We start from the raw sequence: 23,905 nt of genomic DNA, 5'->3' as shown, positions 1-23,905 counted from the left end.
CGGAACTCTTGTTCATGGCAGGCCAGTTGTGCCAGGGTGAGGCTCCTTGTTACCGAACAGATGCAAGCTGATCAATCGTTCGAATTTCGGGTGAAGCCCTCCGCAAGGGGACCGGCGCCGCCCGCAGAAAGGTGTGTACCAATAGTCGCGCACCTTTCCGCCGGCAGCCGGCGCTCTGCCGAACGGAGCCGATGGCCCGTCAGTAACCCCCCACCCGCAATGCCATGGATGGAAAGACGTCTATGCAGCACCCCAGCACGCCCGTGAGCGTGCCCCACGAGCAGGCGGGAAGCGCGTCGGGGCCCTCCGACGCCGAGCTTGCCGCAGCCCTGCAGGCGGCAGCCGCCGACCGGCCGACGACGTTTCCCGTCGCCGCGCTGCTGTCCCGGCACTGGCAGCCGCTCTTCGACTACGCGGCCCTGTGCGCACCCTCCGCGCAGGCGGCGTCGATGCTGGCCACGGCGGCGTTCGCCCAGCTCACGGACCGCCTCGCGCGGGGCGGAGCCGCGGGAGCGGTCCGCCCCCACCTGCTGGTGGCGGCCCGCCACCTCGCCGGAGCGTGGTCCCGCGACCCCCGTGCCGCCGCCCTCGTCCCCGGCCTGTCGGCCCCCGAACCTCCCTCCGAGGAAAGGCAGCTGGCCTCCTGGGCGTTCCAGGCCATGCCCGTCGAGGACCAGGTCCTGCTCTGGCACGTCGAGACCGAGGCCGAAGGCATATCCGTACCGGCGGCCCTGCTCGCGGCCGATCCCCGGGAAGCGTCCGCCCGACTCGTTCAGGCGCGCGAACAGTTCCGGCAGACCTGCGTCCGCACTCACCGCGAGCACGCGCCCACCGCGGATTGCCGCCACTACAACCGGCTTCTCGACATATCCCTGCGGCGCGGCGAAACCCTGATACCCGACATTCAGGTGCACCTTTCCGAGTGCGCCTACTGCCGGTACGCCGCCGAGCAACTGCGTCAGTCCGAGGGACGCCTCGGCCCCCTCCTCGCCGAGGCCCTGCTGGGCGGGGCGGCCGGTCCCTATCTCGCCTCCCGGCCCGGGCGGCGGCGCCAGGCCAGGCTCCGGGGCGACGCGGCGGACGACGGAGCGGCGCCCCCGAGCGCCCCCCGCGGGCGCCACTCGCGCTCGGGCCGCGCCCGCGCCGCCGTGCCCGGCCTGGTGGACCGGGGCCGCCGCGCGGCCGTGGAGCGCACCGGGGCCACGGTGCTCGGGCTCGTCGCCGTCACCGCGGTGCTGGTCACCGCCCTGGTGGCCGTGCTGTCCTCCGACGACTCCGAGCACGGCGGCTCCGCCGCCCCCGGCGGTGAGCCGCCCGCCACCGCGCCCGGGACCGCGGATCCCCGGCCCTCGGCCACCTCCGCGGGCCGCCAGACCGGCCCCCTGACCATCGTCCTGCGCGGCGTCGAGGCCGAACTCTGCGTCGACTTCGCCGGGGGCCGGGCCACCGCCGACGCGGACGTGCTGATGGCGGCCTGCTCGTCCACGCCCAGCCAGCGCTGGGTGTACGAGACCGACGGCCGCCTCCGCAGCGCGCAGGCTCCGGGGCTCTGCCTGAACTCCCGCGGGCTCGATGGCATCGTTGTCGCGACCAACTGCACGGCCCGCACGGCCCCCGAGGGCCCCGACACCCGCTACGACCTGACCATCCAGGGGCGGCTCGTCCCGCGCTGGAACGAGAACCTGGCCGTCGTGCCCGCCGCCACCGACCCGGGTTCGCCACTGGTGGTCAAGGTCCGCGACGACTCGCCCGGTCAGGCATGGGCGACCACCGCGCCCCGCTCCGCCTCGACGGCGCTCGGCCGCACCGACCGCGCCGCCGCACTCCGCCCCGTGCACCACGCACCCTGAAGGGCGGTGCCCCCGCCCCGGGGGCACCGCCCCCGGCCGTCGGCCCGCCCCCGCCCGGGGACGCGCGGAGCGTCACCCGGTGCCCAGCGCCCGCTTCACCACCTTGCCCATGTCGTTGCGCGGCAGCGCGTCCAGGAACCGCACCCGGCGGGGCCGCTTGTGCGGGGACAGCACCCGTGCCACATGGTCCACGAGCTCCGCGGCGGACGGCGGCGCCGCCGGGTCCGCGGCCACCACCCAGGCCACGACCCGCTCCCCGAGCGCGGTGTCCGGCTCACCGGTCACCGCCGCCTCGCGGACCCGCGGATGGTCCAGCAGCGCGTTCTCGACCTCGCCCGCCCCGATGCGGTAGCCGCCGCTCTTGATCAGGTCGGTGGCCCGGCGCCCGACCAGCCGCACCCGGCCGTCCGGCTCGCGTACCGCCATGTCCCCGGTGCGGAACCAGTCGCCGTCGAAGGCGGCGGCCGTGGCGTCCGGACGGTTCAGATAGCCGCTGAACAGGTTCTCCCCGCGGACCTGGACCTCGCCGATCGTCTCGCCGTCCCGGTCGGTGAGCACCCCGCCGCCCTCCCCGACGAGCCTCAGCTCCACCCCGTGCAGCGGCACTCCCACGGTGCCCGGCCCACCGGCCGCGTCGGCCCGCACGCTGGTGTTCATCAGCGTCTCGGTCATGCCGTACCGCTCCACGACCCGCCGCCCGGTGGCCGCCTCGATCCGCCGGTGGACGGGCAGCGGCAGCGCCGCCGAGCCCGAGACCAGCAGCCGCGCACCGGCCAGCGCGCCGGTCAGCCCCGGCTCCGTCTCCAGGGACTCGGCCAGCCGGTGGTACATCGTCGGCACCCCGAAGAGCATGGTCCCCCCGCCGCCGAGCCCGCGCGCCACGCCCTCGGGCGTGAACCGGCCCAGGTGCCGCAACTCGCCCCCGCGGCGCAGCGGGCCGAGCGCCCCGAGCACGAGGCCGTGCACATGGAACAGCGGCAGGCCGTGCACCAGGACGTCCGCGTCGGTCCACGCCCAGGCGTCCGCCAGCGCGTCCAGGGTGGCGGCGAGCGCCCGGCGCGGGAGGACCGCGCCCTTCGGCGGCCCGGTGGTACCCGAGGTGTACACGATCAGCGCCGCCGCACCGGGCTCCGGCTCCCGCGCCGGGAGCGGGCCCTCGGCGTCGAGGCGGACGTCCGTCCGCCGAAGTCCGTCGGCCGGAGCGGGCAGCGCCTCGCCGGGGGCGGTCAGCACGGCCGACGGGTCGCTGTCGCCGAGGACGTGCGCCAGCTCCCGGCTCCCCGCCTTGGGGTTGAGCGGCACCACCGGGCGCCCCGCCAGCAGCCCGGCCACCGTGCCGACCACCGTCTCCGGTGACGGCACGGCCCAGACCGCCACCGGACGGGGCCCCTCGGCCCCGGGCGCCTCCCCGGCGAGCTCCCCGGCGAGGGCACCCGCCGCACCGGCGAGCCGCCGGTAGGTCAGGGACCGGTCGCCGAAGCGCAGGGCGGTCCGGTCGAGGCGGCCGCCGGCCGGTGCCAGCGAGGGGAAGAGCGAACTCACGGGTCGACCTCCGGTCGTCGCGTCGCCGCGTCGTGGCGGCGTCACCGGGCCGCGCCCGTCGCGCGGCCCCCGGGGCATCATCGCCCCCGCGCCTCCCGCCGGGACAGGTCCGGCCCGGGGATCAGACGCCGTCGTGCGGCTCCGCGCGGGGTGCCCGCGTCACCGACTCCGTGCCCCGGGTGCCGTCCTCGCGCAGCCCGTCGTCGTACACCCGCAGCCGCACCCCGGCCCCGCCCGAGGGCAGCGCGGCCGTCGCGTCGACCTCCACCTCGATGCGCGACACCCCCGGCCTGCGGTGGGCGGCGGCCAGTGCGCCGCGCAGCCCGGAGAGCAGCCGCTCCTCCGACTCGGGTCCGACGAGCGCGTCGACGGCACCGGTGAAGCGGACGGAGGGGGAGAAGCCCAGGAGCGCGGCGGCACCGGCGGTCTCCCGCAGCACCCGGCCGCGGAAGGTGGCCGAGGCGTCGGCGGGAGGCTGCTGGAGCGCGAAGATCGCCGTACGCACCTCCTGGACGGTGGAGTCCAGCTCGTCGACCGCGCGGGCCAGCAGCTCGTCGGCGACCGGTTCGGTGGCCCGGCGCCGGGTGGACTCCAGCATCATCTCCGTGGCGAACAGCCGCTGGACGACCAGGTCGTGCAGGTCCCGGGCGATGCGGTCGCGGTCCTCGAAGACGGCGAGCCGCTCGCGGTCGGCCCGCGCCCCGGCCAGTACCAGCGCCAGCGCGGCCTGCGAGGCGAACCGGGCCGCCAACTGCCGCTCCAGCTCCGTGTAGGGGCGGCCGTAGCGGCGCCGTGGCAGGGCGAGGGTGCCGACCAGCCGCCCGCCGCTCTGCAGCGGCAGCATCATCGAGGGACCGAACCGGGTGCGCACCGCCGTCGTCATCCTGGGATCGGTCGCCGAGTCCTCGATGAACACCGGCTCCCCGCCCAGGAGCTGTACCAGGACCGGCGAACCGGGCAGGATCGTCGTGCCCACCAGCCCCTCCGGGTCCCGGGGGGCCGACGCGGCGGTGATCTCCATGCCGCCGTCCCCCGTGGGGGTCAGCACCACCCCCGCGGCCGCGTCGGCCAGCACCCGGGCCTGCTCCGCGACGGTGGTGAGCGCGTCGGCCGCGCTGCGTTCGGCGAGCAGGGTGTTGGTCACGGCCGCCGCGCCCTCGATCCACCGCTCCCGCAGCCGGGCGGTCTCCTGAAGCCGCGCGTTGCCGATCGCGAGGCCCGCCTGCGCGGCGAGGACGGTCAGCAGCCGCACGTCGTCCTCGCCGAAGGCGCCCCCCTCCGTCCGCGCGAGGTACAGGTTCCCGAACACCTCCTGGGCCACCCGCAGCGGGAGGCCCAGGAACCCGCCCGGCCGCGGGGCGTCCGCCCCCAGGCCGCAGGCCCGGGGGTCGTCGGTCGGCTCGCGGAGGACCGCGGGGCGGGGGTTGCGCAGCAGCTGCCCCGCAAGGCCCGCCCCCGCCGCGGGCCGCCGCGCGGCCTGCCGGAGCTCCTCGGCGCCCGGCCCCGCCGTGAACAGGGCGTCGACCAGCCCCCGCTCGGGGTCGACGACGCTCAGCACGGCGTAGCGCGCCCCGCCCAGTTCGGCGGCGGCGTCCGCGAGACGGCGGAGGGCGGGCCCGAGCGAGGGGGCGTTCCCGGCGGCGACCATCGCCCGGAGCAGGCCGGCCGCTTCGGACGGCGGCGCGCCGGACCCGGCGCCGCCGTCCGGCGAGGAAGGGCCTCCGAGGGGCCCGCCGGAGGTCAGCGGACCTCGGCGTCCGCGTCGGCCGCCGTGTGCAGCGGCACCTCTCCGCCGGCGTCGGCGGGGAACGCGGAGCGGGCGCCCGGCTCCGTGTCCGGGATCGAGTCGGCGAGCGGGTCCAGCGTCATCGGGCGGATGCGGCCCTCCAGCATCGCCCCGAGCCCCAGGATCGTGCAGGCGTCCGGGCGTTCGGCGATCTGCACCGGCATCCCGGTGGCGTCGCGGAGCATCTGGTCCAGCCCCGGCAGCAGGGCGCTCCCGCCGACCATCATGATCCCGCGGTCCACCAGGTCCGCGACCAGGTCGGGCGGGCAGACCCGCAGCACCTTGCCGATGCCGTCCATGACGGAGGTCAGGGGGGTGTGGATCGCGTCCCGGACGGCGGCCGTGTCCACCCGCACCGAACGGGCCAGCCCGGTCGCCACGTCGCGGCCGTGGATCTCGGTCACGTCCGGGCCCTGGGCGTTCAGGCCGTTGCCCCGCAGGGCCAGTTGCAGCGGCCGCACCGACTGGCTGGGCAGCAGCAGCTCGTGCTGGTGGCGGAGGTGCTGGATGACGGCGTAGTCGATGGCGTTGCCGCCGATCGGGATGCGCTCGGCCGTGACGATGGAGCCGAGGGAGAGGACGGCGATCTGCGTGGTCGCCGCACCGCACACCATGATCATGGTCGCGGTCGGCTGCTCGACCGGCAGTCCGCAGCCCACGGCCGCCGCGATCAGGGTGTCGACCAGCTCGACACGACGCGCCCCGAGCCCCACCAGCGTCTCCACCGTGGCCCGCTGGGCGAGCGGGTCGCTGTCGTGGGGGGTGCTGGCGGCTGCCCGGAGCCGGGGCTTCCGGCGCAGCTGGCGGCGGAGCTTCTCGCCGAGCAGGTGGCGCAGCATCCGCTGGGCCATCTCGATGTCCACGACGGTGCCCCCGGAGACGGGGCGGGCGACCCGGATGTAGTCGGGCGTGCGGCCGGTCATCTGCTCGGCCAGTGCGCCGACGGCGATGAGCGCGCCGGTCCGGGTGTTCACGGCGGCGACGCTCGGCTCGTCGACGACGAGTCCGGCGCCCTTGACGAACACGCGCGTGCGCGCGGCTCCGAGGTCGACGGCCACATGGCAGCGGCGCAGCTGCTCAAGGCTGACGGTCATGGCGAGTCCTCCCGAGTGCGGTACCTCCTGGCATCGTCCGGCCGCGGGCGGCCGCGCGCGCGCTGAGCTGAGCCGGGCGGGCGCCCGCCTCCCCCACCCGGGCACGGTCCGGGCGGGCCCGCGGCATGCCGTCGGCCCGGACGGGCCCGCTACTTGAGCACCGCGTTGGCGAGGGCGATCAGCACGCCGATGGCGGCGTCGCCCGCGCCCGCGAGCAGGGCGGAGGTGCGGCGGTACCCCACGGAGAGCGCGGTCCGGGCGCCCCAGGCGAAGAGGATCAGGGTGTTCATGCCCAGCCCCGTGGCCGTGGTGACCGGCTCCGGCCAGTCGCCGAGTCCCGCCAGGACCAGCAGGAGCACCGTGGGGAGGCACGCCGCAGCCATGGGCCACTCCCCCCTGACCGCGACGCCCAGCCCCCGCCAGAAGGCGGACACCGCGTCACCCCGCTCCCGCTGGGCGGCCATGTGGTGGGCGTAGCCGTGGGCCAGCACCGAGGCGAGGGCCGTGACGAGGATCCACGCCGCGTCGGCGAAGGGCGTGTACACCTCGCCCTCGGAGTGCAGGGCCGCCAGCAGGACGGTGGCCTGCACCAGGCCGTAGACGCCGCAGAAGGTCGCACGCGGCTGCACCATCGACTCCAGGGGCTGTGGACCCGTCCGGCGCGCGGCGTGCGGCCCGCGGTCGGGGCCGGGAAGCCCTTCCGGGGCGCACGGACTCCGGGGGACGGTGGGGGACGGTCGTGGCACACCTTGCCCGAAATCGGGTGGTCGATCCACTATCCGGAGTCCGTCGCGGGCCGCGGTGTCGCGGGGGCGACGGGGAGGGCGCCGCGCCGTCGCCGAGGTCCGCGCGGTCCCGGGCGGCCCGTCCCTCCCCTGCCCGGCGCTGCCGTCAGTCCACCTGCTGGAGCAGCCCCCAGGTGAAGTCGGCGACGCGCTCCGCGCCGTCGGCGGGGTCGGTGAAGGCCAGGCGCATCCTGGTCGGGGCCGTGCCCGGGAGGAGTCTGGCCGGCGCGAAGGCGCGGGCCACCTCGTCGACCGTCGCCGACCAGGGCGTGAGGTCCCCGGTGCCGCCCAGGACCGGACCGGGCTCACCGGGGGCGCGCACCAGCCACTCGTTGAACACCGCCCTGCCGCCCGGACCTCCGCCCGCGGACGCCAGCACCTCGAAGCGGAGCCCGGGCCAGAGCGGCACCGGCCAGCGCAGGGACTCGCAGGCGAGGTCGCCGATGCGGCGCGGCTCCACCTCCGGCGGTGGCCCCAGCGCCGAGCGGTAGCGGGCCAGGGCGCCGCGGCCGCGTGGAGAGCGGGCCATGGCCTGCCAGCGGCGGTTGGCCTCGCGCATCCGCGCGGCGTCCGCGCCGAGCGCACGGCGGGCCTCCTCGACCAGCTCCGGCCGGTGGTCGGCCATGCGGCGCAGCAGGACGAGCTGGAAGTCGAGCGGTCCGAAGGGGGCGCTGTGGTCCATGCCCGACATCCTGCCCGGACGCGGGCCGCCCGCGGGCCGCGCGGCCGTGCAGGGGGGCCCGGATTCCACACAGGATCCTCACCGCGGTCCCGCTTCCCGCTCCCGGGGGCCGCCTAGTCTCCGAGGGCCATGGACTACTGCCACCCGTGCGGACGGCACCTCAACGGAGCTCTGGCCTGCGCCGGGTGCGGCACCCCCGCCGAGGAGCTCCGCCGCCTCGGCTCCGCACCACCCGCCGCGGGGCGCCCGGACGCCGCCCCGGCCCGCATGCCCGCCGACCGTGCCGCACCGCCGCCGGACGGGGCCGGCGCGCCCGAGGGGAGGGGCGCCCGGGCTCCCGGGGAGCCGGCCGCGGCACCGCTCCGCCCGCCGGGTGCGCGCTCCGGCCGGCGGCAGGCCGGGCGCAGGGCCGCCGCACCCGCGCATCGCGCCGCCCGCAGCGGGCGGGGGCGCGCGGCCGTGGCGGGGGTGTCGGGCGTGGTGCTGGCGGCCGGCCTCCTGGGGCTGGCCCAGCTGGCCGCCGGGGGAGCGGGCGACGGGGCGGCCACCCGGGTGAAGGAGAGCGCCGCCACCGCGCCGGAGCCGCTGGAGCCGGTGGCCCCCCAGGCGTCCGCCTCCGGCCCCGAGAAGGCCGCCGAGCGGCCGGCGGCTTCCTCCGAGGCCCCCCGGCCCGCCGGTACGGGCACGGCTCGGCCCTCCGGCGAGGGCGGCAGTGCGCGGCCCTCCGCGGGCGGGGCCCCCGCCACGACCGCCGCTCCCGGCGCCGCGAGCCCCTCGGAGCCGGCCGGGGCGGCGCCCTCGGCGTCCGACGGGCCCCCGTCCGCACCGGCCGGCGGACCGCCGGAGGCTCCGGGCGGCCCCGGCGGGAGCGCCACGCCACCGTCGGCCGAGCCCCCCTCGGCCACCCCGTCCGCCTCGTCCTCGCCCTCGCCGCCTCCCGCCCCGGACGCACCGCCGTGCAGGCGTTTCCTGTGGTGGTGCGTCTGAGCCGCGACGGCGCGGGCCCGGGGCCCGGACGTGCTGCCGGGGCCGGTGCGGGAGTCGCGCCGGGGCGCCTCAGTCGCGGGTGCCGAGCATCCGGCGCAGCAGGTCGCGCAGGGCGGTGCGCTCCTCGGTCGACAGCTCTCCCAGCGGTTCCCGGGCGAAGTCCAGCGAGGTGCGCAGGCGGCAGACCGTGGCGCGGCCCTCCTCGGTGGCCCCGGCGAGCTTGACCCGGCGGTCGTCTGGGCTCGGACGCCGCTCCACCAGGCCGCGGGCCTCCAGCCGGTCCACGATGCCGGTGATGTTCGACGGCTCGCACTTGAGCCGCTCGGCCACGCGGCGCATCGGCAGCGGTTCGAGGGCGAGGAGGCTCAGGACCCGCGCCTGCACTCCGGTGAGGGCGTGCTGGGCGGCGGCCTCCTCGTACTCCTCGTGGTACCGGGCCACGACGGCGCCGATGAGTTCGACGACCTCGATGGTCAGGGGGTCTGCTCCGGGAGTGGCCATGGGCACCAGGGTACCCATTTACTTGACAACATGAAATATCCAGGGGCATGGTTGTTTCACGTACTGAAGTATCTCTCTGGAGGCACGCACCATGTCCGCTCTTCCCACGTCCGGCCGTGAATGGCACCTCGTCGCCCGTCCGCACGGCGTGCCGAAGCCCGAGGACTTCGCGCTGCGGGAGGCCGAGGTCTCCGCGCCCGCAGAGGGCCGGATCCTCGTCCGCAACCTGTACTTCTCGGTCGACCCCTACATGCGCGGCCGGATGAACGACGTCAAGTCCTACACCCCGCCGTTCCAGCTGGACCGCCCGATGGACGGCGGCGCGGTCGGCGAGGTCATCGCCTCCTCGGCCGAGGGCTTCGCGGTGGGCGACCACGTGCTGCACGGGCTGGGCTGGCGCGAGTACGCGGAGCTGCCCGCCGAGCACGCCGTCGCGGTCGACGCCAAGCTCGCGCCCCTGTCCGCCTACCTCGGCGTGCTGGGCATGACCGGTCTGACCGCCTACGCGGGCCTGTTCGAGGTCGCCTCCTTCAAGGAGGGCGACACCGTCTTCGTCTCCGGCGCCGCCGGAGCCGTGGGCAGCCAGGTCGGCCAGATGGCGCGGATCAAGGGCGCGGCCCGGGTGATCGGCTCGGCCGGCTCCGACGAGAAGGTCTCCCTCCTCGTCGACGGGTACGGCTTCGACGCGGCCTTCAACTACAAGAAGGGCCCCGTGGCCGAGCAGCTGAAGGAGGCCGCCCCCGACGGGATCGACGTCTACTTCGACAACGTCGGCGGCGAGCACCTGGAGGCCGCGATCTCCTCGTTCAACGTCGGCGGCCGCGCCACCATCTGCGGCATGATCGCGCAGTACAACAACACCGAGCCGGCCCCCGGCCCGCGCAACCTGGCCCTGGTCATCGGCAAGCGGCTGCGCCTTCAGGGCATGCTGGTCAACGACCACAAGCACCTCCAGCAGCAGTTCGTCCGCGACGTCTCCGGCTGGATCGCCTCCGGTGAGCTCACCTACGACGAGACCGTGGTCGAGGGCATCGAGCGCGGCTACGACGCCTTCGCGGGCATGATGCGGGGCGAGAACACCGGCAAGATGATCGTTTCCCTGGCCTGAGCGTCACCCGTTAGGCTCTTGCGCAGCCGTCGCGATCGTGGGCGCGAGTCGCGGCGAACCAGCAGGAGGAACGACTCCATGTCCATCCAGCAGTCCGACGTGCTCTACACCGCCGTGGCCACCGCGCACAACGGCCGCGACGGGCGCGTCGCCACCGACGACGGCAGCCTCGACGTCGTCGTCAACCCGCCGAAGGCCATGGGCGGCAGCGGCTCCGGGACCAACCCGGAGCAGCTGTTCGCAGCCGGCTACAGCGCCTGCTTCCAGGGCGCCCTCGGCGTCGTCGCCCGCCAGGAGGACGTCGACGTCTCCGGCTCGACGGTCACCGCCGAGGTCGGCATCGGCAGGAACGACGACGGCTTCGGCATCATCGTGAGGATCTCGGCGACCATCCCGCAGGTGGACCCGGCCACCGCCCGGGACCTCATCGCCAAGGCCCACCAGGTGTGCCCGTACTCCAAGGCCACCCGCGGCAACATCACGGTCGACCTGGCCGTCTGACGGAGGCCGGCCGTCCGCGGCGCCCGCCCGGTCCCCCGGGCGGGCGCCGCGTGCTCCGCCGGGCCCGGCGTCCCGCCGGGGAGCCGCCGCAACCGGTACACGATCCGAACGCACCGGGGACGGTTCCGCCACCGGGGGTGAGGACCCACCCCTTAGGCTTGGCCCATGCGTGATCTCGGGGTGGGCTTCTCCTATCTGATGCAGGGTCAGCGCTGGGTCTTCCGGCACGGGCGGTGGTTCGGCTTCGGCCTGCTGCCCGGTCTGGTGACGCTGGTGCTCTACGCGGCCGCCCTCGCCGGCCTGGTCGCCGGCGCCGGCGACGTGACGTCCTGGGCGACGCCCTTCGCCGACGACTGGACCTCGCCGTGGCAGGGCCTGCTGCGGGGCACGCTGACCGCGCTGCTCTTCGCGCTGGGCCTCTTCCTCGCGGTGATCACCTTCACGGCCGTCACCCTGCTGGTCGGCCAGCCCTTCTACGAGTCGCTCTCCGAGCAGGTGGACCGCACCGAGGGCGGCCGGGTACCCACCTCCGGCCTGCCGCTCTGGCGGGAACTGTGGATCTCCGCGCGGGACTCCCTGCGGATCCTGCTGCGTGTCGCCTTCTACGGGGTGATCCTCTTCGCCTGCGGTTTCATCCCGGTCGCCGGGCAGACCGTGGTCCCCGTGATCGGCTTCTGCGTCTCGGGCTTCTTCCTCACCGAGGAGCTGACGGCGGTCGCGCTCCAGCGCCGGGGGGTCCCGTTCGGTGAGCGCCTCGCACTGCTGCGCGCCCGGCGGCTGCGCGTGCTCGGCTTCGGCGTCCCCCTCGTCCTCGCCTTCCTGGTGCCCTTCGTCGCCGTGCTGCTGATGCCCGGGGCGGTGGCGGGGGCCACCCTGATGGCGCGCGCGATGGTCCCGGAGGACGAGGCCGCCGACGCGGGGGCTCCCGACGCCGCCGTCCCGCAGCCACCCGCCGCGCCCGCGGGCGCCACCCCGCCGCCGGTCCACTGGCCCGAGGCGGGCCGCGAAGGCTGAGGCGGGCCGCGAAGGCCGAGGCCCGGCGGAACCGGCCGCATCACACCGGGCCGGAGGGCTTGGTCCAGTCCGGTCCGGACGCGGCAGGCCCGGGCGCGTCCGCCTCGAAGGCTCCCGGCCCGTCCCCGTCCGCCTCCGATCCGCCCTGTTCCAGCCGGAAGGGCGGATAGGCGTCCGTCATCAGTGCCGCGTAGGCGGCCACCCGCAGCGCCCAGCGGTGCAGACCCACCTCGAGGTCGAAGATGCCGGACGGGTAGCGGGAGGTCGCGGCCAGCGCGATCCCCGCGAACAGGACCAGCAGACCGCTCAGCCCCGTGCTCCAGGTGCCGCGCACACCGCCCAGGAACACCCCCAGCACCAGGTAGTGCGGCAGCGCCAGCAGCCACCACTTCACCAGGACCAGCCCGCGCGACAGCTCCCCGGGGTAGGCGATGTCCAGACGCGCGGGGTAGTCCGGCTCCGGGCCCAGGCTGAACGGCGGATAGCGGTCCGTGCCGAGGACCCCGTACGAGTAGAAGGACACGCGCCAGGACCAGCGCAGCACCCCCAGGTTGAAGTCGAACACCTGCCGCGGGTACCGCCCGGTGAACAGGATCGCGAAGAACGCGACCACGCTCAGCACCAGGAACGCCGTCCACAGGAAGACGAGCACGATCCAGTGGGGGAGTGCCAGCAGCCACTTGACCAGCCAGAGCCAGCGGGAGAGCGGCTCGTCCAGCCGGGCGGAGACCCTCACGGGCGGGTAGCCGGGGACAGCCATGCGGACCACCTCCTGCCCCCATCGTCCTCCGACCCGCCCCGGAGGGCTCCCCGAGGCAGGCCGTCCCCGCGCGGGCCGGGGCCGACCGGGCCCCCCGGGGACCGGTCGGCCCTTCCCGCCCCGGTCGTGCGGTGCGACGGTGGAGGCACCGGGGGCTGCGCACCGCCGGCCCCGCCGCCCATGCCGGAGGAGGAGTCATGCAGAGCGACATCCCCACCCGCCCGGAACTCGGCGGGGTCGTCGTCGGAGTGGACGGCTCCCACGGAGCCAGGGAGGCCGTGCTGTGGGCCGCCGCGGAGGCGGACCGCCGGGGCCGCCCGCTTACCCTCGTCCACGCCGCCGACACCGACCGGCGCGCCCTGTTCTCCACCGCCGAGACCCTGCAGTCGGTCCGGGAGGCCGGTCACGACCTGCTGGTCGAGGCCGCCTCGGCCGTCCGGGAGCGCTTCCCCGACCTGGCCATGACCACCGAGCTCAGCCGGATGGAGCCGCTGGCGGGACTGCGGGCCGCGGCCGCTCACCGGGCGACGGTCGTGGTCGGCAGCCGCGGGCTCGGCGGGTTCTCCGCGCTGCTGCTCGGCTCGGTCGGCCTCGGCGTGGTGGCCCGCGCCGAGGTGCCCGTGGTCGTCGTCCGGGGCGAGGCGGACCGCCCGGGCACGGGCACGGTCACGGCGGCCGTCCACGGAGCCGCCGACCTCGACTGGCTCCTGCTCGCCGCGGCCGAGGCCGAGGCGCGCAAGGCCTCCCTGCGGATGCTCGCCGTCTGGAACGTGCTGGGCCATGTGGGGGATGTCGCCACGATGCTGGACGACCTGGACGACGTGGCCCGCGAGCGGGTGCAGGAGCTCAAGGACCTGGCCGACCAGGTGCAGGGGGTCTATCCGGAGCTGACCGTCAGCCCCCACGTCGACACCGGCACCAGCGTCCCCGGCGCCCTCGTCGAGGCCAGCGCCCACGCGGACCTGCTGGTCATGGGAAGTCACCGCAGGAAACTGCCCGTGGGGCGCCCGTCCCTCGGCCGGGTCGCCCACAGCGTGCTGCACCACGCCCACTGCCCCGTGGAGGTGGTGCCCCCCGCCTTCGCCGAGGAGCGCCAGCGGCACGCCCGCCACGCCCACACGGACTGAGGCCGCACGCCCGACCCCCACCCACCGGTCATCGATCCCACCCGGGGAGCAGCCATGAACCGCAAGCGCGTGCTCGTCGCCTACGGCAGCCGCCACGGCGCCACTGCCGGAATCGCCGACGAGATCGGCAGGTCCCTGCGCGAGGACGGACTCGACGCCGAGGTGATGCCCGCGGAGTCCGTCACCGACGTCAGCCGCTACGACGGGGTCGTCCTCGGCGGCTCCCTCTACGCGGGGCACTGGAGCGGCAAGGCCCGCCGGTGCGCCCGCCGCCATGCCGAGCAGCTCCGCGAGCGCCCGGTGTGGCTGTTCAGCAGCGGTCCCGTCGACACCTCCGCCGAGGAACGGGAGATCGAGCCGGTGCCCGGTGTCGCCCGGCAGATGAAGCGCCTCGGCGGACGCGAGCACATCACCTTCGGCGGCAGCCTCACGGAGGAGACCCCGGGCCGGTTCGCCCGCGCCATGGTGCGCGGCGGCAAGGGCGGCGACTTCCGCAACCCCGAGAGGATCCGCAGCTGGGCCCACCACATCGGGGAGGAGCTGAACCACGACGCCCCGGGCCCCGCGGCGTCCGCCTGAGTCCCTGCGTCCGCCTGGGTCCCTGCTGACGGCGGCGCCCGGACCGGGCGCCGCCGTCAGCGTCCAGCAGGACCGGGCGCCGCCGCCCCGCGGCCAGGCCCCGGAGCCGTCCGCGGGGCCGCCCCCTACCGGGCGACGGACCCGACGGACCTACAGGCCGCTGCCGTGCGGGGCGTAGAGGTCCAGCAGCCTGATGCGCGCCGAGGACAGCCGATGGGCCAGCACCCGGCCGACGACATGCCCCAGCGCCGAGCCGAACGCCGGGTCGGCGTCCATCAGCTCCCGCACCCGCCGCGCGTCGAACTCGTCCGCGCGCACCGGTGTCGTGGCCTCGGCGCCCAGGTTCCACCGGTAGGGGGCGAACAGCCACGAGCAGCCGACCAGTTCACCGGTGCCGACGGTCTCCACGACGGCCCGGGGACGGCCGGGGACCCGGGCGTCGAGGGCGACGGTCCCGGTGCGGACCACCCAGAAGCGGTCGGCCGCCCCGCCCTCCTCGAAGAGCCGCGCCCCGTCGGGGAAGGACACCCGGCGGGCGCAGCCCATCAGGCGGTCGCGGTACGGGGCGGGCAGCGCGGCGGCGACGCGCGGCGATGCGGTACTGCTGCTCATGGCGGCCTCCTCGTCGGGACGACGCCACCAGTCTGGCGGCGCCCGCGGGCCCGAGGGAGGGCTGGTGGACCCCGCCGGGGGTGCCGAACGGCCCCGAAGGAACCGCGCCCGGCGGCGGGCGGCCCCCGCAGGTCAGGGGAGGTCCACCACCGCCAGCCCCGGCGCCTGCGCGCCCGCCGACGCGACCCGTGCCCCGTCCGGGGACCACACCGCGCTGCCGCCCGGGCAGTGGCCCGGGTCGGCCGGGCCGACCTGGTTGGCCACCAGGACGTACAGCCCGTTCTCCCGGGCCCGCACCGGGTAGACGGTCTCGAAGGAGTCGTTCCCCTCCACCAGCACCGAGGAGGCCGCGTAGACCGTGCAGCCGTCGGCCGCCGCGCTCCGCGCGAGCTCGGGGAAGCGGTTGTCGTAGCAGACCGCCACCGCGAAGCGCACCCCGTCCACGGTGAAGCGCCCCTCCGCCGTCCCGGCCGTGAAGACCTCCGTCTCCCTGCCGTACAGGTGCCGCTTGTCGTAGCGGGTCAGCAGTTCCCCGTCCGGGCCGATGACCAGGGCCGTGATGGCGGGCCGGTCGCCGTCCGTGCGGGCGGCGCAGCCCACCAGGGCCGCGGTGCCCGTCTCCCGGCACGCCTCGCGCACGGGCTCCAGCCGCGGGTCGTCCTCGGTGAGCCAGCTTCCCGGGTCCGCCGCTATCGGCTCCAGTGCGTAGCCGTGGGCGGCCAGTTCGCAGAAGGCGACGAAGCGTGCGCCCCTGGCGGCGGCCTCGCGGACGAGGCCGGCCATGGAGCGGACGTTGGCCGCGATGTCACCGGGCACGGACGGGAACTGCGCTGCTGCGATCCTCATTCCGCCATCATCGCCCGGGCGGTGCCTCCAGCGCCACGGTGATGATCATGCGCACCTGCTCGACGATCGCGCGCCGGTTGCGGACGTACTCCGGGTCGGTGACCTGCGAGGTGTTGCCCTCCCCGAAGCGGAGCACCGGTGTGTGGACGTGTCCGCCGGGCACGCCGGGCGCCAGCCGGTCGCGCAGCAGGGTCGCCCGGTAGGCGATCTCGTTGGACAGGTAGTCACCGCCGCCGCCCGCGCGGGCCGCGGAGCCGGGCGTCGGGCCCTGCGGCCGCACCACCGGCTCGCCGCCACCCGCCGGGATCTCCGTCACCGCCGTGTTGTCCAGGACGGGGAAGGGGCCCGTCGCGGCCTCGGTGATCGCCGCGTAGGGGAGCGTGGTGGCCGTCCACTGGGGCTGCGAGGCCGGGTCGGAGACGGGGACCGTGCCGGTGCGGGAGAGGTTCGCGTTGTCGGGGAAGCCGCCGCGCCAGGCCCCGTTGAACCGCTCGATGTCGAACCGTCCCACCCTGCCCTGGCTGACGGTGGCGAAGAGGTCGGCCCGTGGGAGCACGGGGGCCAGGGTCCGCTCCACCTCGCCGCCGGTGAAGTCCTCCCAGCGGACGGGGAAGACCGCGGCCTCGACGCGGGCGGGGCCCTCGGGCGTGCGGATCCAGGTGCCGTCCAGGGCGAGCGCGGCGGCCCCCGAGGGGTTGCCGATCCGGATGTCCCGGTCGAGGGTGAACGGGTCGAACCCGGTCACCACCACCCGCCGCACGCCCCCGCCCGCCGGGAAGCGCAGCGAGTCCTGCCCGCGCGAGGAGCGCTCCAGCCGCTCCTCCAGGCGTGCCCGGTCCGCCGCGTCCAGGGCGAACGGGGGCTCCCAGTGGCGCAGCCGGGCCGTCATGTCCAACCGCGCCCAGTAGAGCGGGCGGTCGTCGCCGCGGGCCAGGTCGCCCCGTGCGGGCCCCCGGCCCTGGGCCCGGGCGACGGCCCGCTCCCACAGGGCCGCGCCGTGCCGGGCCACGGCGGCCTCGGCCCGGTGGAGCGACCGGGCGCGGCCGAGCGCCCGCTCCAGCGAGGGCCCCGCGTCGGCGAAGCCGCCGCGCCGGAGGATCTCCTGCGGTTCGGGGCGGGACAGGCGCCGCTCCTCGACGGTGGGCGCCGGTGCGGTCGCACCGGGCGGGGGAGCGGACCCGCCGGGCACCGGGGCGGCGGCGCCGGGGGGAGCGGAAGCGAGCGCCAGGGCGGCGGAGGCGGCGAGCACGGCGAGCGCGGGAGCGGCCGGGGCGGTGCGCGAACGCGTCCGCCGCGGTATCGGTAAGCGGTCGAGGGGCACGGTGGTCCTTCCGTCGGGTCGGGCGGAAGTATTCCGGGCCGGGCGGGCTCCCGGCTACGGCGCCCGGGGCGCGGTGACGGCCCGGTAGGCGATCTCGGCCAGCCGCCGCTGCCCGTCCCGGCTGGGATGGAACCAGTCCCAGCGGCTCAACTGCTCCTTGCCGAAACGGAAGCCGAAGACCCGGCCGCCGTCGTGGCGGCAGCGCTCGTCCGCCTCGCACACCTCCCGCAGCACCGTGTTGTACGCGATCACCCTGCGGTGCACCGCCTCCCGGCGCTCGCGCGCCTGCGGGCCGTCGTCCCGGGCGTCGGCGAGCATGGTCGCGCAGATCCCCAGCTGCCAGATGCCGCGCCCGAGCGGATCGTCGCGGCCCGTCGCCCACAGGTGCTTGAGGTCCGGCACGCTCGCCATGTACACCTGCGCCCCGGGCGCGCTCTCCCGCAGCACCTCCATGGCCTCCTCGACCGCGTCGCGGAACGACTCCACCGGCGTCATCCGGTCCAGGGTGTCCGCGCAGGCGTCGTTGGCCCCGACCATCACGGTGACGAGTTCCGGCCGGTGCGCCGCCGCCCGCGCCATCTGGGCGGGCAGGTCGGAGGCGTCGGCACCGCTCTCCGCGAGGTTCCAGCTGCGGCTGCCGAGCGCCTCGGAGCCCAGCAGCCGCAGACCGAGCGAGTCCACGTCCGCGTCCGTGCCGGTCGCCCAGGACGCCTCGGGGCAGTCGGCGAGGAGGCGGCAGGTGTCGAAGCCGGTGGTGATCGAGTCGCCGACGGCGGCGAGCGAGGCGGGCGAGGGGTCCCAGCGGGACACGGGGCTCGGCGAGGGCGAGGGGGACGCGGACACCCCGGTGCGCGTCCCCTCGTGCGGTGACGGAGCGTCACAGGCCCCGAGCGCGGCGGTGAGGAGGAGGCCGAGTGCGGCGGCCGCGGCGGGGCCGCGGTGCGATCGGCGCCCCGTGGAGCCCGGGCGCATCCGTGCCACTCCTCCCCGGACCCGGTGGTCGACTCCTGGCGGGTGAATACCTGGTGCGTACGGGTCCGGGACCGAGCGTACGCCACCCCCGGGCCGCGCCCGCACGGTAGCTTTTCCCCGTCGACCCAGAGGCATCTGGCCCGTCGGCGCCAGTAAATTACATCGCGTCACCGGATGTCCCCTTCGCGGAGTGCCGCGCCGGATGCTGTTTACTGAGGCCGCTGGGAAGGTGATCCCCGTCCCACACTGGAGGTCCCGGTGACGACACGTGGCGTTCTGTACGTCCACTCCGCACCGCGCGCGCTGTGCCCGCACATCGAGTGGGCCGTCGCGGGGGTGCTCGGCACGCGGGTCCAGCTCGACTGGATCCGCCAGCCCGCGTCCCCCGGCACCTGGAGAGCCGAGCTCTCCTGGCGCGGCGAACCGGGCGCGGCCTCCCGGCTCGCCTCCGCCCTGCGGGGCTGGCAGGTGCGCTTCGAGGTGGCGGCCGAGCCCTGTGCGACCGCCGAGGGCGAGCGCTACAGCGCCACCCCCGACCTGGGCATCTTCCACGCCGTGACGGGCATCCACGGCGACATCCTCGTCCCGGAGGACCGGCTGAGGGCCGCCCTGGCCCGCTCCTCCCGCGGGGAGACGGAGCTGGAGGACGAGCTCGCGAAGCTGCTCGGCAAGCCCTGGGACGACGAGCTGGAGCCGTTCCGCCACGCCGGTGAGGGCGCCCCGGTGCGCTGGCTCCACCAGGTGGTCTGAGCCCCGCACCCGCTCAGCCCTCCGCCGGGGAGCCGTCCGCCAGGTGCCCCGGCCCCGCGACGCGCAGTGGCCCGCACCCCCGTCGGGGGTGCGGGCCACCGTGTCCGGCGTGTCGCGCGGGTCCGTCAGACCGTGCGGAAGGCGAGGACCACGTTGTGGCCGCCGAAGCCGAAGGAGTTGTTGATCGCGGCGATGGTGCCCTCGGGGAGGGCGCGCGGCTCGTCGCGGACGACGTCGGCGTCCACCGACTCGTCCAGCTCGTCGATGTTGATCGTCGGGGGCGCCGTGCGGTGGTGCAGCGCCAGGACCGTGGCCACGGTCTCGATGCCGCCCGCCCCACCCAGCAGGTGACCGGTCATCGACTTGGTCGCCGAGACCGCCACATGGTCCAGGTCGTCGCCGAGGACGGCGCGCAGGGCCTTGATCTCCGCGACGTCGCCCTGCGGGGTGGAGGTCGCGTGCGCGTTGAGGTGCACGACCTCGGCGGGCTTGAGGTCCGTGCTCTCCAGCAGGTTCCGCAGCGCCGCCGCGATGCCGCGGCCCGTCGGCTCCGGCTGCGCGATGTGGTGGCTGTCCGCCGACAGGCCCTGGCCCAGCACCTCGCAGTAGACCCGCGCGCCGCGCCGGGCCGCGTGCTCGGCCGACTCCAGGACCACCACGCCTGCGCCCTCGCCGAGGACGAAGCCGTCCCGGCCGGTGTCGTACGGGCGGGAGGCCTTGGTGGGCTCCTCGTTGTTCTTGGACATCGCCATCATGTTGGCGAAGGCGGCGACCGGCAGCGGGTGGATCGCCGCCTCCGTGCCGCCCGCGACGACCACGTCGGCACGGCCGGTGCGGATCATCTCCACGGCGTAGCCGATCGCCTCGGCGCCCGAGGCGCACGCCGAGACCGGGGTGTGCACGCCCGCCTGGGCGTTGACCTCCAGGCCGACGTTGGCCGAGGGGCCGTTCGGCATCAGCATGGGCACGGTGTGCGGGGAGACGCGGCGGGCGCCCTTGTCCTTCAGCACGTCGTACTGGTCGAGCAGGGTCGTCACGCCGCCGATGCCGGAGGCGATGACGGTGCCCAGGCGGGCCGGTGCCACGGCCTCGTCCTCGCCCGCGGGGGCGGTGTAGCCGGCGTCCGCCCACGCCTCGCGTGCGGCGATCAGCGCGAACTGCGCCGAGCGGTCCAGCCGCCGGGCCAGCGGGCGCGGCAGGACCTCGGACGGGTCCACCGCGGCGGTCGCGGCGATGCGGACCGGGAGGTCGGCGTACTTCTCGTCCTCCAGGACCGTCGCGCCGGAACGGCCGGCGAGCAGGCCCTCCCAGGTCGATGCGCTGTCGCCACCCAACGGTGTGGTTGCGCCGATACCGGTGACGACCACGGTGCGATTGGTCGAGCTCACAGGAATTCTTTCTCCACGTGTAAGGGGGTGCCGAACTGTCACGGTGCCACCGCGGGTGGCGGACAGCGCGTCAGGTTCCCAGGACGGTTACTTGGCCTGGTGGGTGAGGATGTAGTCCGCGGCGTCGCCGACGGTCTTCAGGTTCTTGACGTCCTCGTCCGGGATCTTGACGTCGAAGCGCTCTTCGGCGGCGACGACGACCTCGACCATGGACAGCGAGTCGACGTCCAGGTCGTCGGTGAAGGACTTGTCCAGCTGGACGTCCTCGACCGGGATGCCGGCGATCTCGTTCACGATCTCCGCGAGACCTTCGACGATCTCTTCCTGAGTGGCGGCCATGTGGCGCTCCTTCGGTATGTATCAGAGGGTGTGGCAGGTGCCGTACGGGCGGGTTCCGGGGATCCGGAGGCCCGGACGGGCGCCTAGGGGAGGGTAACGACCGTCGCGGCGTAGACGAGACCCGCCCCGAAGCCGATGACGAGCGCGGTGTCGCCGCTCTTCGCCTGCCCCGTCGCCAGGAGCCGCTCCATCGCGAGCGGGATCGAGGCGGCGGAGGTGTTGCCGGTGGTCTCCACGTCGCGGGCGACCGTGACGTGCTCCGGCAGCTTCAGCGTCTTCACCATCGAGTCGATGATCCGCATGTTGGCCTGGTGCGGGATGAAGACGTCCAGGTCGGCCGCCGCTATGCCGGCGGCGTCCAGCGCCTGCTGGGCGACCTTCGCCATCTCGAAGACGGCCCAGCGGAAGACCGCCTGGCCCTCCTGCGTGATGGCGGGGAACTTGACCTCTCCGCGCTCGTCGAGCGGGAGGTGGGAGAGGTCGCCGAGCCGGAACTCGTTCCACGGCACGGTCTGCTTGATGGTCTCGGACTTGTCGCCCTCCGAACCCCACACCGTGGGGCCGATGTGCGGCTCGTCCGAGGGGCCGACGACGACGGCGCCGGCGCCGTCGCCGAAGAGGAAGGCCGTCGCCCGGTCCTCCAGGTCGGTCAGGTCGCTCAGCCGCTCCACGCCGATGACCAGCACGTGCTCGGCCGAGCCCTCGACGATCATGCCCTTCGCCAGGGTCAGGCCGTAGCCGAACCCGGCGCAGCCCGCGGAGATGTCGAACGCGGCGGGCTTGCCCGCGCCGATCTTGTCCGCGATCTCGGTGGCGACCGCGGGCGTCTGCTTGAAGTGGGAGACGGTCGAGACGATCACGGCGCCGATCTGCTCCGGTGCGACGCCCGCGTCCGCGAGGGCCTTGCCGGCGGCCTCGACGGACATGACCGTCACGGTCTCCTCGGGGGAGGCCCAGTGGCGCGTGGCGATCCCGGACCGGGAGCGGATCCACTCGTCCGAGGAATCGATCCGCTCCAGGATGACCTCGTTCGGGACGACCCGGGTCGGCCGGTAGCCGCCGACACCCATGATGCGTGCGTACGGAGCGCCCTTGCTGGGCTTGATCTTGGCCATGCTCTTACGGCTCCTTGTCCGGCTCAGGCTGCGGCGTGCTCGGCGATCAGCGCCCGCGCCGCTTCGAGGTCGTCCGGTGTCTTGAGCGCCACGGTGGCCACCTCCGGCAGGGCCCGCTTGGCGAGGCCGGTGAGCGTGCCGCCCGGGCACACCTCCAGCAGAGCCGTCGCCCCGAGCGTCGCGAAGGTCTCCATGCACAGGTCCCAGCGGACCGGGTTGGCCACCTGGCCCACCAGGCGGGAGAGCACCTCGGCGCCGTTGCCGACGATCCCGCCGTCCTTGTTCGACACGTACGTGGCCGCCGGGTCGGCCGGTGCGACGTCCGCCGCGGCCCGCTCCAGCGTCTCGACCGCCGGGGCCATGTGGCGGGTGTGGAACGCGCCCGCCACCTTCAGCGGGACCACCCGGCGCACGCCCTCGGGCTTGTCCTCGGCGAGGGCCGCCAGCTGCTCCATGGTGCCGGCGGCCACGATCTGGCCCGCGCCGTTGATGTTGGCCGGGGTCAGGCCCAGCTTCTCCAGGTGCGCCACGCTGGTGCCCGGGTCGCCGCCGAGCAGCGCCGACATACCGGTCTCGGTCACCGCGGCGGCCTCGGCCATCGCGAGCCCGCGGGTCCGCACCAGGCGCAGCGCGGTCGTGTCGTCCACGACGCGCGCGAAGGCGGCCGCGGTGAACTCGCCCACGCTGTGGCCGGCGACGGCGCCGGGCACCAGGTCACCGAGCGCGGAGGCCGAAAGCAGCCCCGCGGCCACGAGCAGGGGCTGGGCGACGGCCGTGTCGCGGATCTCGTCCGCGTCGGCCTTGGTGCCGTAGTGGGCGAGGTCGAGGCCGATGGCATCGGACCAGGCCGCCACGCGGTCGGCCGCGCCGGGCAGTTCGAGCCAGGGGGTCAGGAAGCCGGGCGTCTGGGCGCCTTGGCCGGGAGCGACGAGTACGAGCACCCTCACACTCTCTCTTGTGGACGGCTCCGCCCGCCCGTGAGGACAAGGACGAAGAACCGTCGGGGGAATTGTCGGTGTCCCACAAAAGTCTAGGGCTGTGTGTCCGCGTCGGCCAGACGCCCCAAGATCAGGGCGATCCGCAGCGTGAAGGCGGAGCGGACGTCCGAGGGTGACCATCCGGTGACGTCGGTCACACGTCGGAGCCGGTAGCGCACGGTGTTCGGGTGGACGAAGAGCATCCGCGCCGCGCCTTCCAGACTGCTCGCCTGTTCCAGATAGACACTGAGAGTTTCCAGCAGCGCCGACCCGGCTTCCTCCAGCGGTCTGTAGATCTCCTCCACCAGTTGTTCGCGCGCCGCGGGGTCGGAGGCGATCGCCCGCTCCGGCAGCAGATCGTCCGCCAGCACGGGGCGGGGCGCGTCCTGCCAGGCGGAGCACGCCTTCAGCCCCGCGGCGGCCGCCTGGGCGGACCGCGTGGCGGCCAGCAGGTCCGGCACCACGGGGCCCGCCACGACCGGCCCCGCCGCGTACGGGCCGATCAGCGCCTTGGCCACCTGGAGCGGGTTGTCGCTCCCGCCGGCGATCACCACCAGCCGGTCGCCGAGGACACCGGTCAGCACCTGGAGCTTGGCGTGCCGTGCCGCCCTGCGGATGGCCTCCACCGTCAGCTCGCTGTCACCGTCCGGCGCGGTCCCGAGGATCACGCACACATGGTCCGGCGAGTTCCAGCCGAGCGCGGCCGCCCGCGACACGGCGCCCTCGTCCGCCTCGCCGGACAGCACCGCGTTGACCACCAGAGACTCCAGCCGCGCGTCCCAGGCGCCGCGGGCCTCCGCGGCCTGCGCATACACCTGGGCGGTGGCGAAGGCGATCTCCCTCGCGTACACCAGCAGCGCCTCCCGCAGCACCGACTCGTCGCCCGGGGCCGCGACCTCCTCGATCGCGCTCTCCATGACCTCGATCGTGGTGCGCACCATCTCCACGGTCTGCCGCAGGGTGATCGCCCGGGTCAGCTCCCGCGGCGCGGTGCCGAAGACGTCGGTCGAGATGGCCTGAGGGGTCTCCGGGTGCCGGAACCACTCGGTGAACGCGGCGATGCCCGCCTGGGCGACCAGCCCGATCCACGACCGGTTCTCCGGTGGCATCGCCCGGTACCAGGGCAGCGACTCGTCCATGCGGGCGATCGCGTTCGCCGCGAGACGGCCGGAGGACTGCTCCAGGCGGCGCAGGGTCGCGGAGTGGGGGTGGGAGGCGTTCGCGGCAGGTTCGGGCACGGTGACAAGACTGCCTTATCGGGACGGCCGG

24 protein-coding genes are annotated in these 23,905 nt (G+C 75.3%); 8 read left to right on the top strand and 16 right to left on the bottom strand.

The window, feature by feature from the left end; translation table 11 throughout:
• Positions 1 to 242 precede the first annotated feature (242 nt).
• Positions 243 to 1,850: an RICIN domain-containing protein gene (locus NPS70_RS10850; protein WP_256523926.1), complete on the top strand. Its 1,608-nt coding sequence runs from the start codon at positions 243 to 245 to the stop codon at positions 1,848 to 1,850.
• Between the two features lie 72 nt (positions 1,851 to 1,922).
• Here NPS70_RS10850 and NPS70_RS10845 read toward each other — a convergent pair whose 3' ends face one another.
• The 5 genes from NPS70_RS10845 to NPS70_RS10825 form a co-directional block, all read right to left on the bottom strand.
• Positions 1,923 to 3,392 carry an AMP-binding protein gene (locus NPS70_RS10845; RefSeq protein ID WP_256523925.1) on the bottom strand — a complete coding sequence of 490 codons (1,470 nt, stop codon included), beginning with the start codon at positions 3,390 to 3,392 and terminating at the stop codon, positions 1,923 to 1,925.
• A 121-nt stretch (positions 3,393 to 3,513) separates the two neighbouring features.
• Positions 3,514 to 5,040 carry a GAF domain-containing protein gene (locus NPS70_RS10840; protein WP_256523924.1) on the bottom strand — a complete coding sequence of 509 codons (1,527 nt, stop codon included), beginning with the start codon at positions 5,038 to 5,040 and terminating at the stop codon, positions 3,514 to 3,516.
• 92 nt (positions 5,041 to 5,132) lie between these two features.
• Complete coding sequence (locus tag NPS70_RS10835; RefSeq protein WP_256523923.1) at positions 5,133 to 6,272, bottom strand: rod shape-determining protein; 1,140 nt, start codon at positions 6,270 to 6,272, stop codon at positions 5,133 to 5,135.
• A gap of 149 nt (positions 6,273 to 6,421) precedes the next feature.
• The gene (locus tag NPS70_RS10830; protein ID WP_256523922.1) at positions 6,422 to 6,904 is read right to left on the bottom strand and encodes a hypothetical protein; all 483 of its coding nucleotides are present in this window, start codon (positions 6,902 to 6,904) and stop codon (positions 6,422 to 6,424) included.
• 259 nt (positions 6,905 to 7,163) lie between these two features.
• Positions 7,164 to 7,739, bottom strand: coding sequence for a hypothetical protein (locus NPS70_RS10825; protein WP_256523921.1), 576 nt, complete (start codon positions 7,737 to 7,739; stop codon positions 7,164 to 7,166).
• 477 nt (positions 7,740 to 8,216) lie between these two features.
• Between NPS70_RS10825 and NPS70_RS10820 the strand changes: the two genes are divergently transcribed.
• The gene (locus NPS70_RS10820) at positions 8,217 to 8,726 is read left to right on the top strand and encodes a hypothetical protein (protein ID WP_256523920.1); all 510 of its coding nucleotides are present in this window, start codon (positions 8,217 to 8,219) and stop codon (positions 8,724 to 8,726) included.
• Positions 8,727 to 8,795: 69 nt separating this feature from the next.
• On the opposite strand, the gene NPS70_RS10815 is transcribed toward NPS70_RS10820, so the two are convergent.
• The gene (locus NPS70_RS10815; protein WP_256523919.1) at positions 8,796 to 9,227 is read right to left on the bottom strand and encodes a MarR family winged helix-turn-helix transcriptional regulator; all 432 of its coding nucleotides are present in this window, start codon (positions 9,225 to 9,227) and stop codon (positions 8,796 to 8,798) included.
• Between the two features lie 91 nt (positions 9,228 to 9,318).
• Between NPS70_RS10815 and NPS70_RS10810 the strand changes: the two genes are divergently transcribed.
• The 3 genes from NPS70_RS10810 to NPS70_RS10800 all read left to right on the top strand — a co-directional run bounded on the left by NPS70_RS10810 (position 9,319) and on the right by NPS70_RS10800 (position 11,850).
• Positions 9,319 to 10,335 (top strand): NADP-dependent oxidoreductase, encoded by a 1,017-nt coding sequence (locus tag NPS70_RS10810; RefSeq protein WP_256523918.1) that lies wholly within the window; start codon positions 9,319 to 9,321, stop codon positions 10,333 to 10,335.
• A 78-nt stretch (positions 10,336 to 10,413) separates the two neighbouring features.
• On the top strand, positions 10,414 to 10,836 hold the full coding sequence (locus tag NPS70_RS10805; protein ID WP_256523917.1) for an organic hydroperoxide resistance protein: 423 nt from the start codon (positions 10,414 to 10,416) through the stop codon (positions 10,834 to 10,836).
• 165 nt (positions 10,837 to 11,001) lie between these two features.
• A complete protein-coding gene (locus tag NPS70_RS10800; RefSeq protein ID WP_256523916.1) occupies positions 11,002 to 11,850 on the top strand; it encodes an EI24 domain-containing protein in 849 nt (282 codons plus the stop codon).
• 40 nt (positions 11,851 to 11,890) lie between these two features.
• Here the strand turns inward: NPS70_RS10800 and NPS70_RS10795 are convergent, their stop codons facing one another.
• Positions 11,891 to 12,610, bottom strand: a complete 720-nt coding sequence (locus tag NPS70_RS10795) for a DUF4389 domain-containing protein (protein ID WP_256523915.1) — start codon at positions 12,608 to 12,610, stop codon at positions 11,891 to 11,893.
• A gap of 197 nt (positions 12,611 to 12,807) precedes the next feature.
• Here NPS70_RS10795 and NPS70_RS10790 point away from each other — a divergent pair, with 197 nt between their 5' ends.
• Together NPS70_RS10790 and NPS70_RS10785 are read left to right on the top strand one after the other, a co-directional pair.
• Positions 12,808 to 13,737: a universal stress protein gene (locus tag NPS70_RS10790; protein WP_256523914.1), complete on the top strand. Its 930-nt coding sequence runs from the start codon at positions 12,808 to 12,810 to the stop codon at positions 13,735 to 13,737.
• Positions 13,738 to 13,791: 54 nt separating this feature from the next.
• Entirely contained in the window at positions 13,792 to 14,316 is a 525-nt protein-coding gene (locus NPS70_RS10785) for a flavodoxin domain-containing protein (protein WP_256523913.1), read from the top strand.
• Positions 14,317 to 14,466: 150 nt separating this feature from the next.
• Here the strand turns inward: NPS70_RS10785 and NPS70_RS10780 are convergent, their stop codons facing one another.
• The 4 genes from NPS70_RS10780 to NPS70_RS10765 all read right to left on the bottom strand — a co-directional run bounded on the left by NPS70_RS10780 (position 14,467) and on the right by NPS70_RS10765 (position 17,938).
• The gene (locus NPS70_RS10780) at positions 14,467 to 14,928 is read right to left on the bottom strand and encodes a cyclic nucleotide-binding domain-containing protein (RefSeq protein WP_256523912.1); all 462 of its coding nucleotides are present in this window, start codon (positions 14,926 to 14,928) and stop codon (positions 14,467 to 14,469) included.
• A 132-nt stretch (positions 14,929 to 15,060) separates the two neighbouring features.
• The gene (locus NPS70_RS10775; protein ID WP_256523911.1) at positions 15,061 to 15,774 is read right to left on the bottom strand and encodes a carbon-nitrogen hydrolase family protein; all 714 of its coding nucleotides are present in this window, start codon (positions 15,772 to 15,774) and stop codon (positions 15,061 to 15,063) included.
• Positions 15,775 to 15,781: 7 nt separating this feature from the next.
• Positions 15,782 to 17,023, bottom strand: a complete 1,242-nt coding sequence (locus NPS70_RS10770) for a pyroglutamyl peptidase (RefSeq protein WP_374211978.1) — start codon at positions 17,021 to 17,023, stop codon at positions 15,782 to 15,784.
• Positions 17,024 to 17,149: 126 nt separating this feature from the next.
• On the bottom strand, positions 17,150 to 17,938 hold the full coding sequence (locus NPS70_RS10765; protein WP_374211974.1) for an SGNH/GDSL hydrolase family protein: 789 nt from the start codon (positions 17,936 to 17,938) through the stop codon (positions 17,150 to 17,152).
• A 387-nt stretch (positions 17,939 to 18,325) separates the two neighbouring features.
• Between NPS70_RS10765 and NPS70_RS10760 the strand changes: the two genes are divergently transcribed.
• Positions 18,326 to 18,817, top strand: coding sequence for a DUF3145 domain-containing protein (locus tag NPS70_RS10760; protein ID WP_256523909.1), 492 nt, complete (start codon positions 18,326 to 18,328; stop codon positions 18,815 to 18,817).
• A gap of 125 nt (positions 18,818 to 18,942) precedes the next feature.
• Here NPS70_RS10760 and NPS70_RS10755 read toward each other — a convergent pair whose 3' ends face one another.
• The 5 genes from NPS70_RS10755 to NPS70_RS10735 form a co-directional block, all read right to left on the bottom strand.
• Entirely contained in the window at positions 18,943 to 20,205 is a 1,263-nt protein-coding gene (locus NPS70_RS10755; RefSeq protein ID WP_256523908.1) for a beta-ketoacyl-[acyl-carrier-protein] synthase family protein, read from the bottom strand.
• Between the two features lie 87 nt (positions 20,206 to 20,292).
• Positions 20,293 to 20,544: an acyl carrier protein gene (locus NPS70_RS10750; RefSeq protein WP_256523907.1), complete on the bottom strand. Its 252-nt coding sequence runs from the start codon at positions 20,542 to 20,544 to the stop codon at positions 20,293 to 20,295.
• An 83-nt stretch (positions 20,545 to 20,627) separates the two neighbouring features.
• Positions 20,628 to 21,659 carry a ketoacyl-ACP synthase III gene (locus NPS70_RS10745; RefSeq protein ID WP_256523906.1) on the bottom strand — a complete coding sequence of 344 codons (1,032 nt, stop codon included), beginning with the start codon at positions 21,657 to 21,659 and terminating at the stop codon, positions 20,628 to 20,630.
• A gap of 23 nt (positions 21,660 to 21,682) precedes the next feature.
• Positions 21,683 to 22,600 (bottom strand): ACP S-malonyltransferase, encoded by a 918-nt coding sequence (locus tag NPS70_RS10740; protein ID WP_256523905.1) that lies wholly within the window; start codon positions 22,598 to 22,600, stop codon positions 21,683 to 21,685.
• Positions 22,601 to 22,689: 89 nt separating this feature from the next.
• Complete coding sequence (locus NPS70_RS10735) at positions 22,690 to 23,874, bottom strand: helix-turn-helix domain-containing protein (RefSeq protein ID WP_256523904.1); 1,185 nt, start codon at positions 23,872 to 23,874, stop codon at positions 22,690 to 22,692.
• Positions 23,875 to 23,905: the final 31 nt, after the last annotated feature.

Origin of the sequence: Streptomyces sp. C10-9-1, from assembly GCF_024497955.1 — a bacterium.
In the GTDB taxonomy this organism is placed as follows: Bacteria; Actinomycetota; Actinomycetes; order Streptomycetales; family Streptomycetaceae; genus Streptomyces; species Streptomyces sanyensis.
Note: the sequence above shows the minus strand (reverse complement) of the source record. Positions and strands in the feature narration are given on the sequence as shown.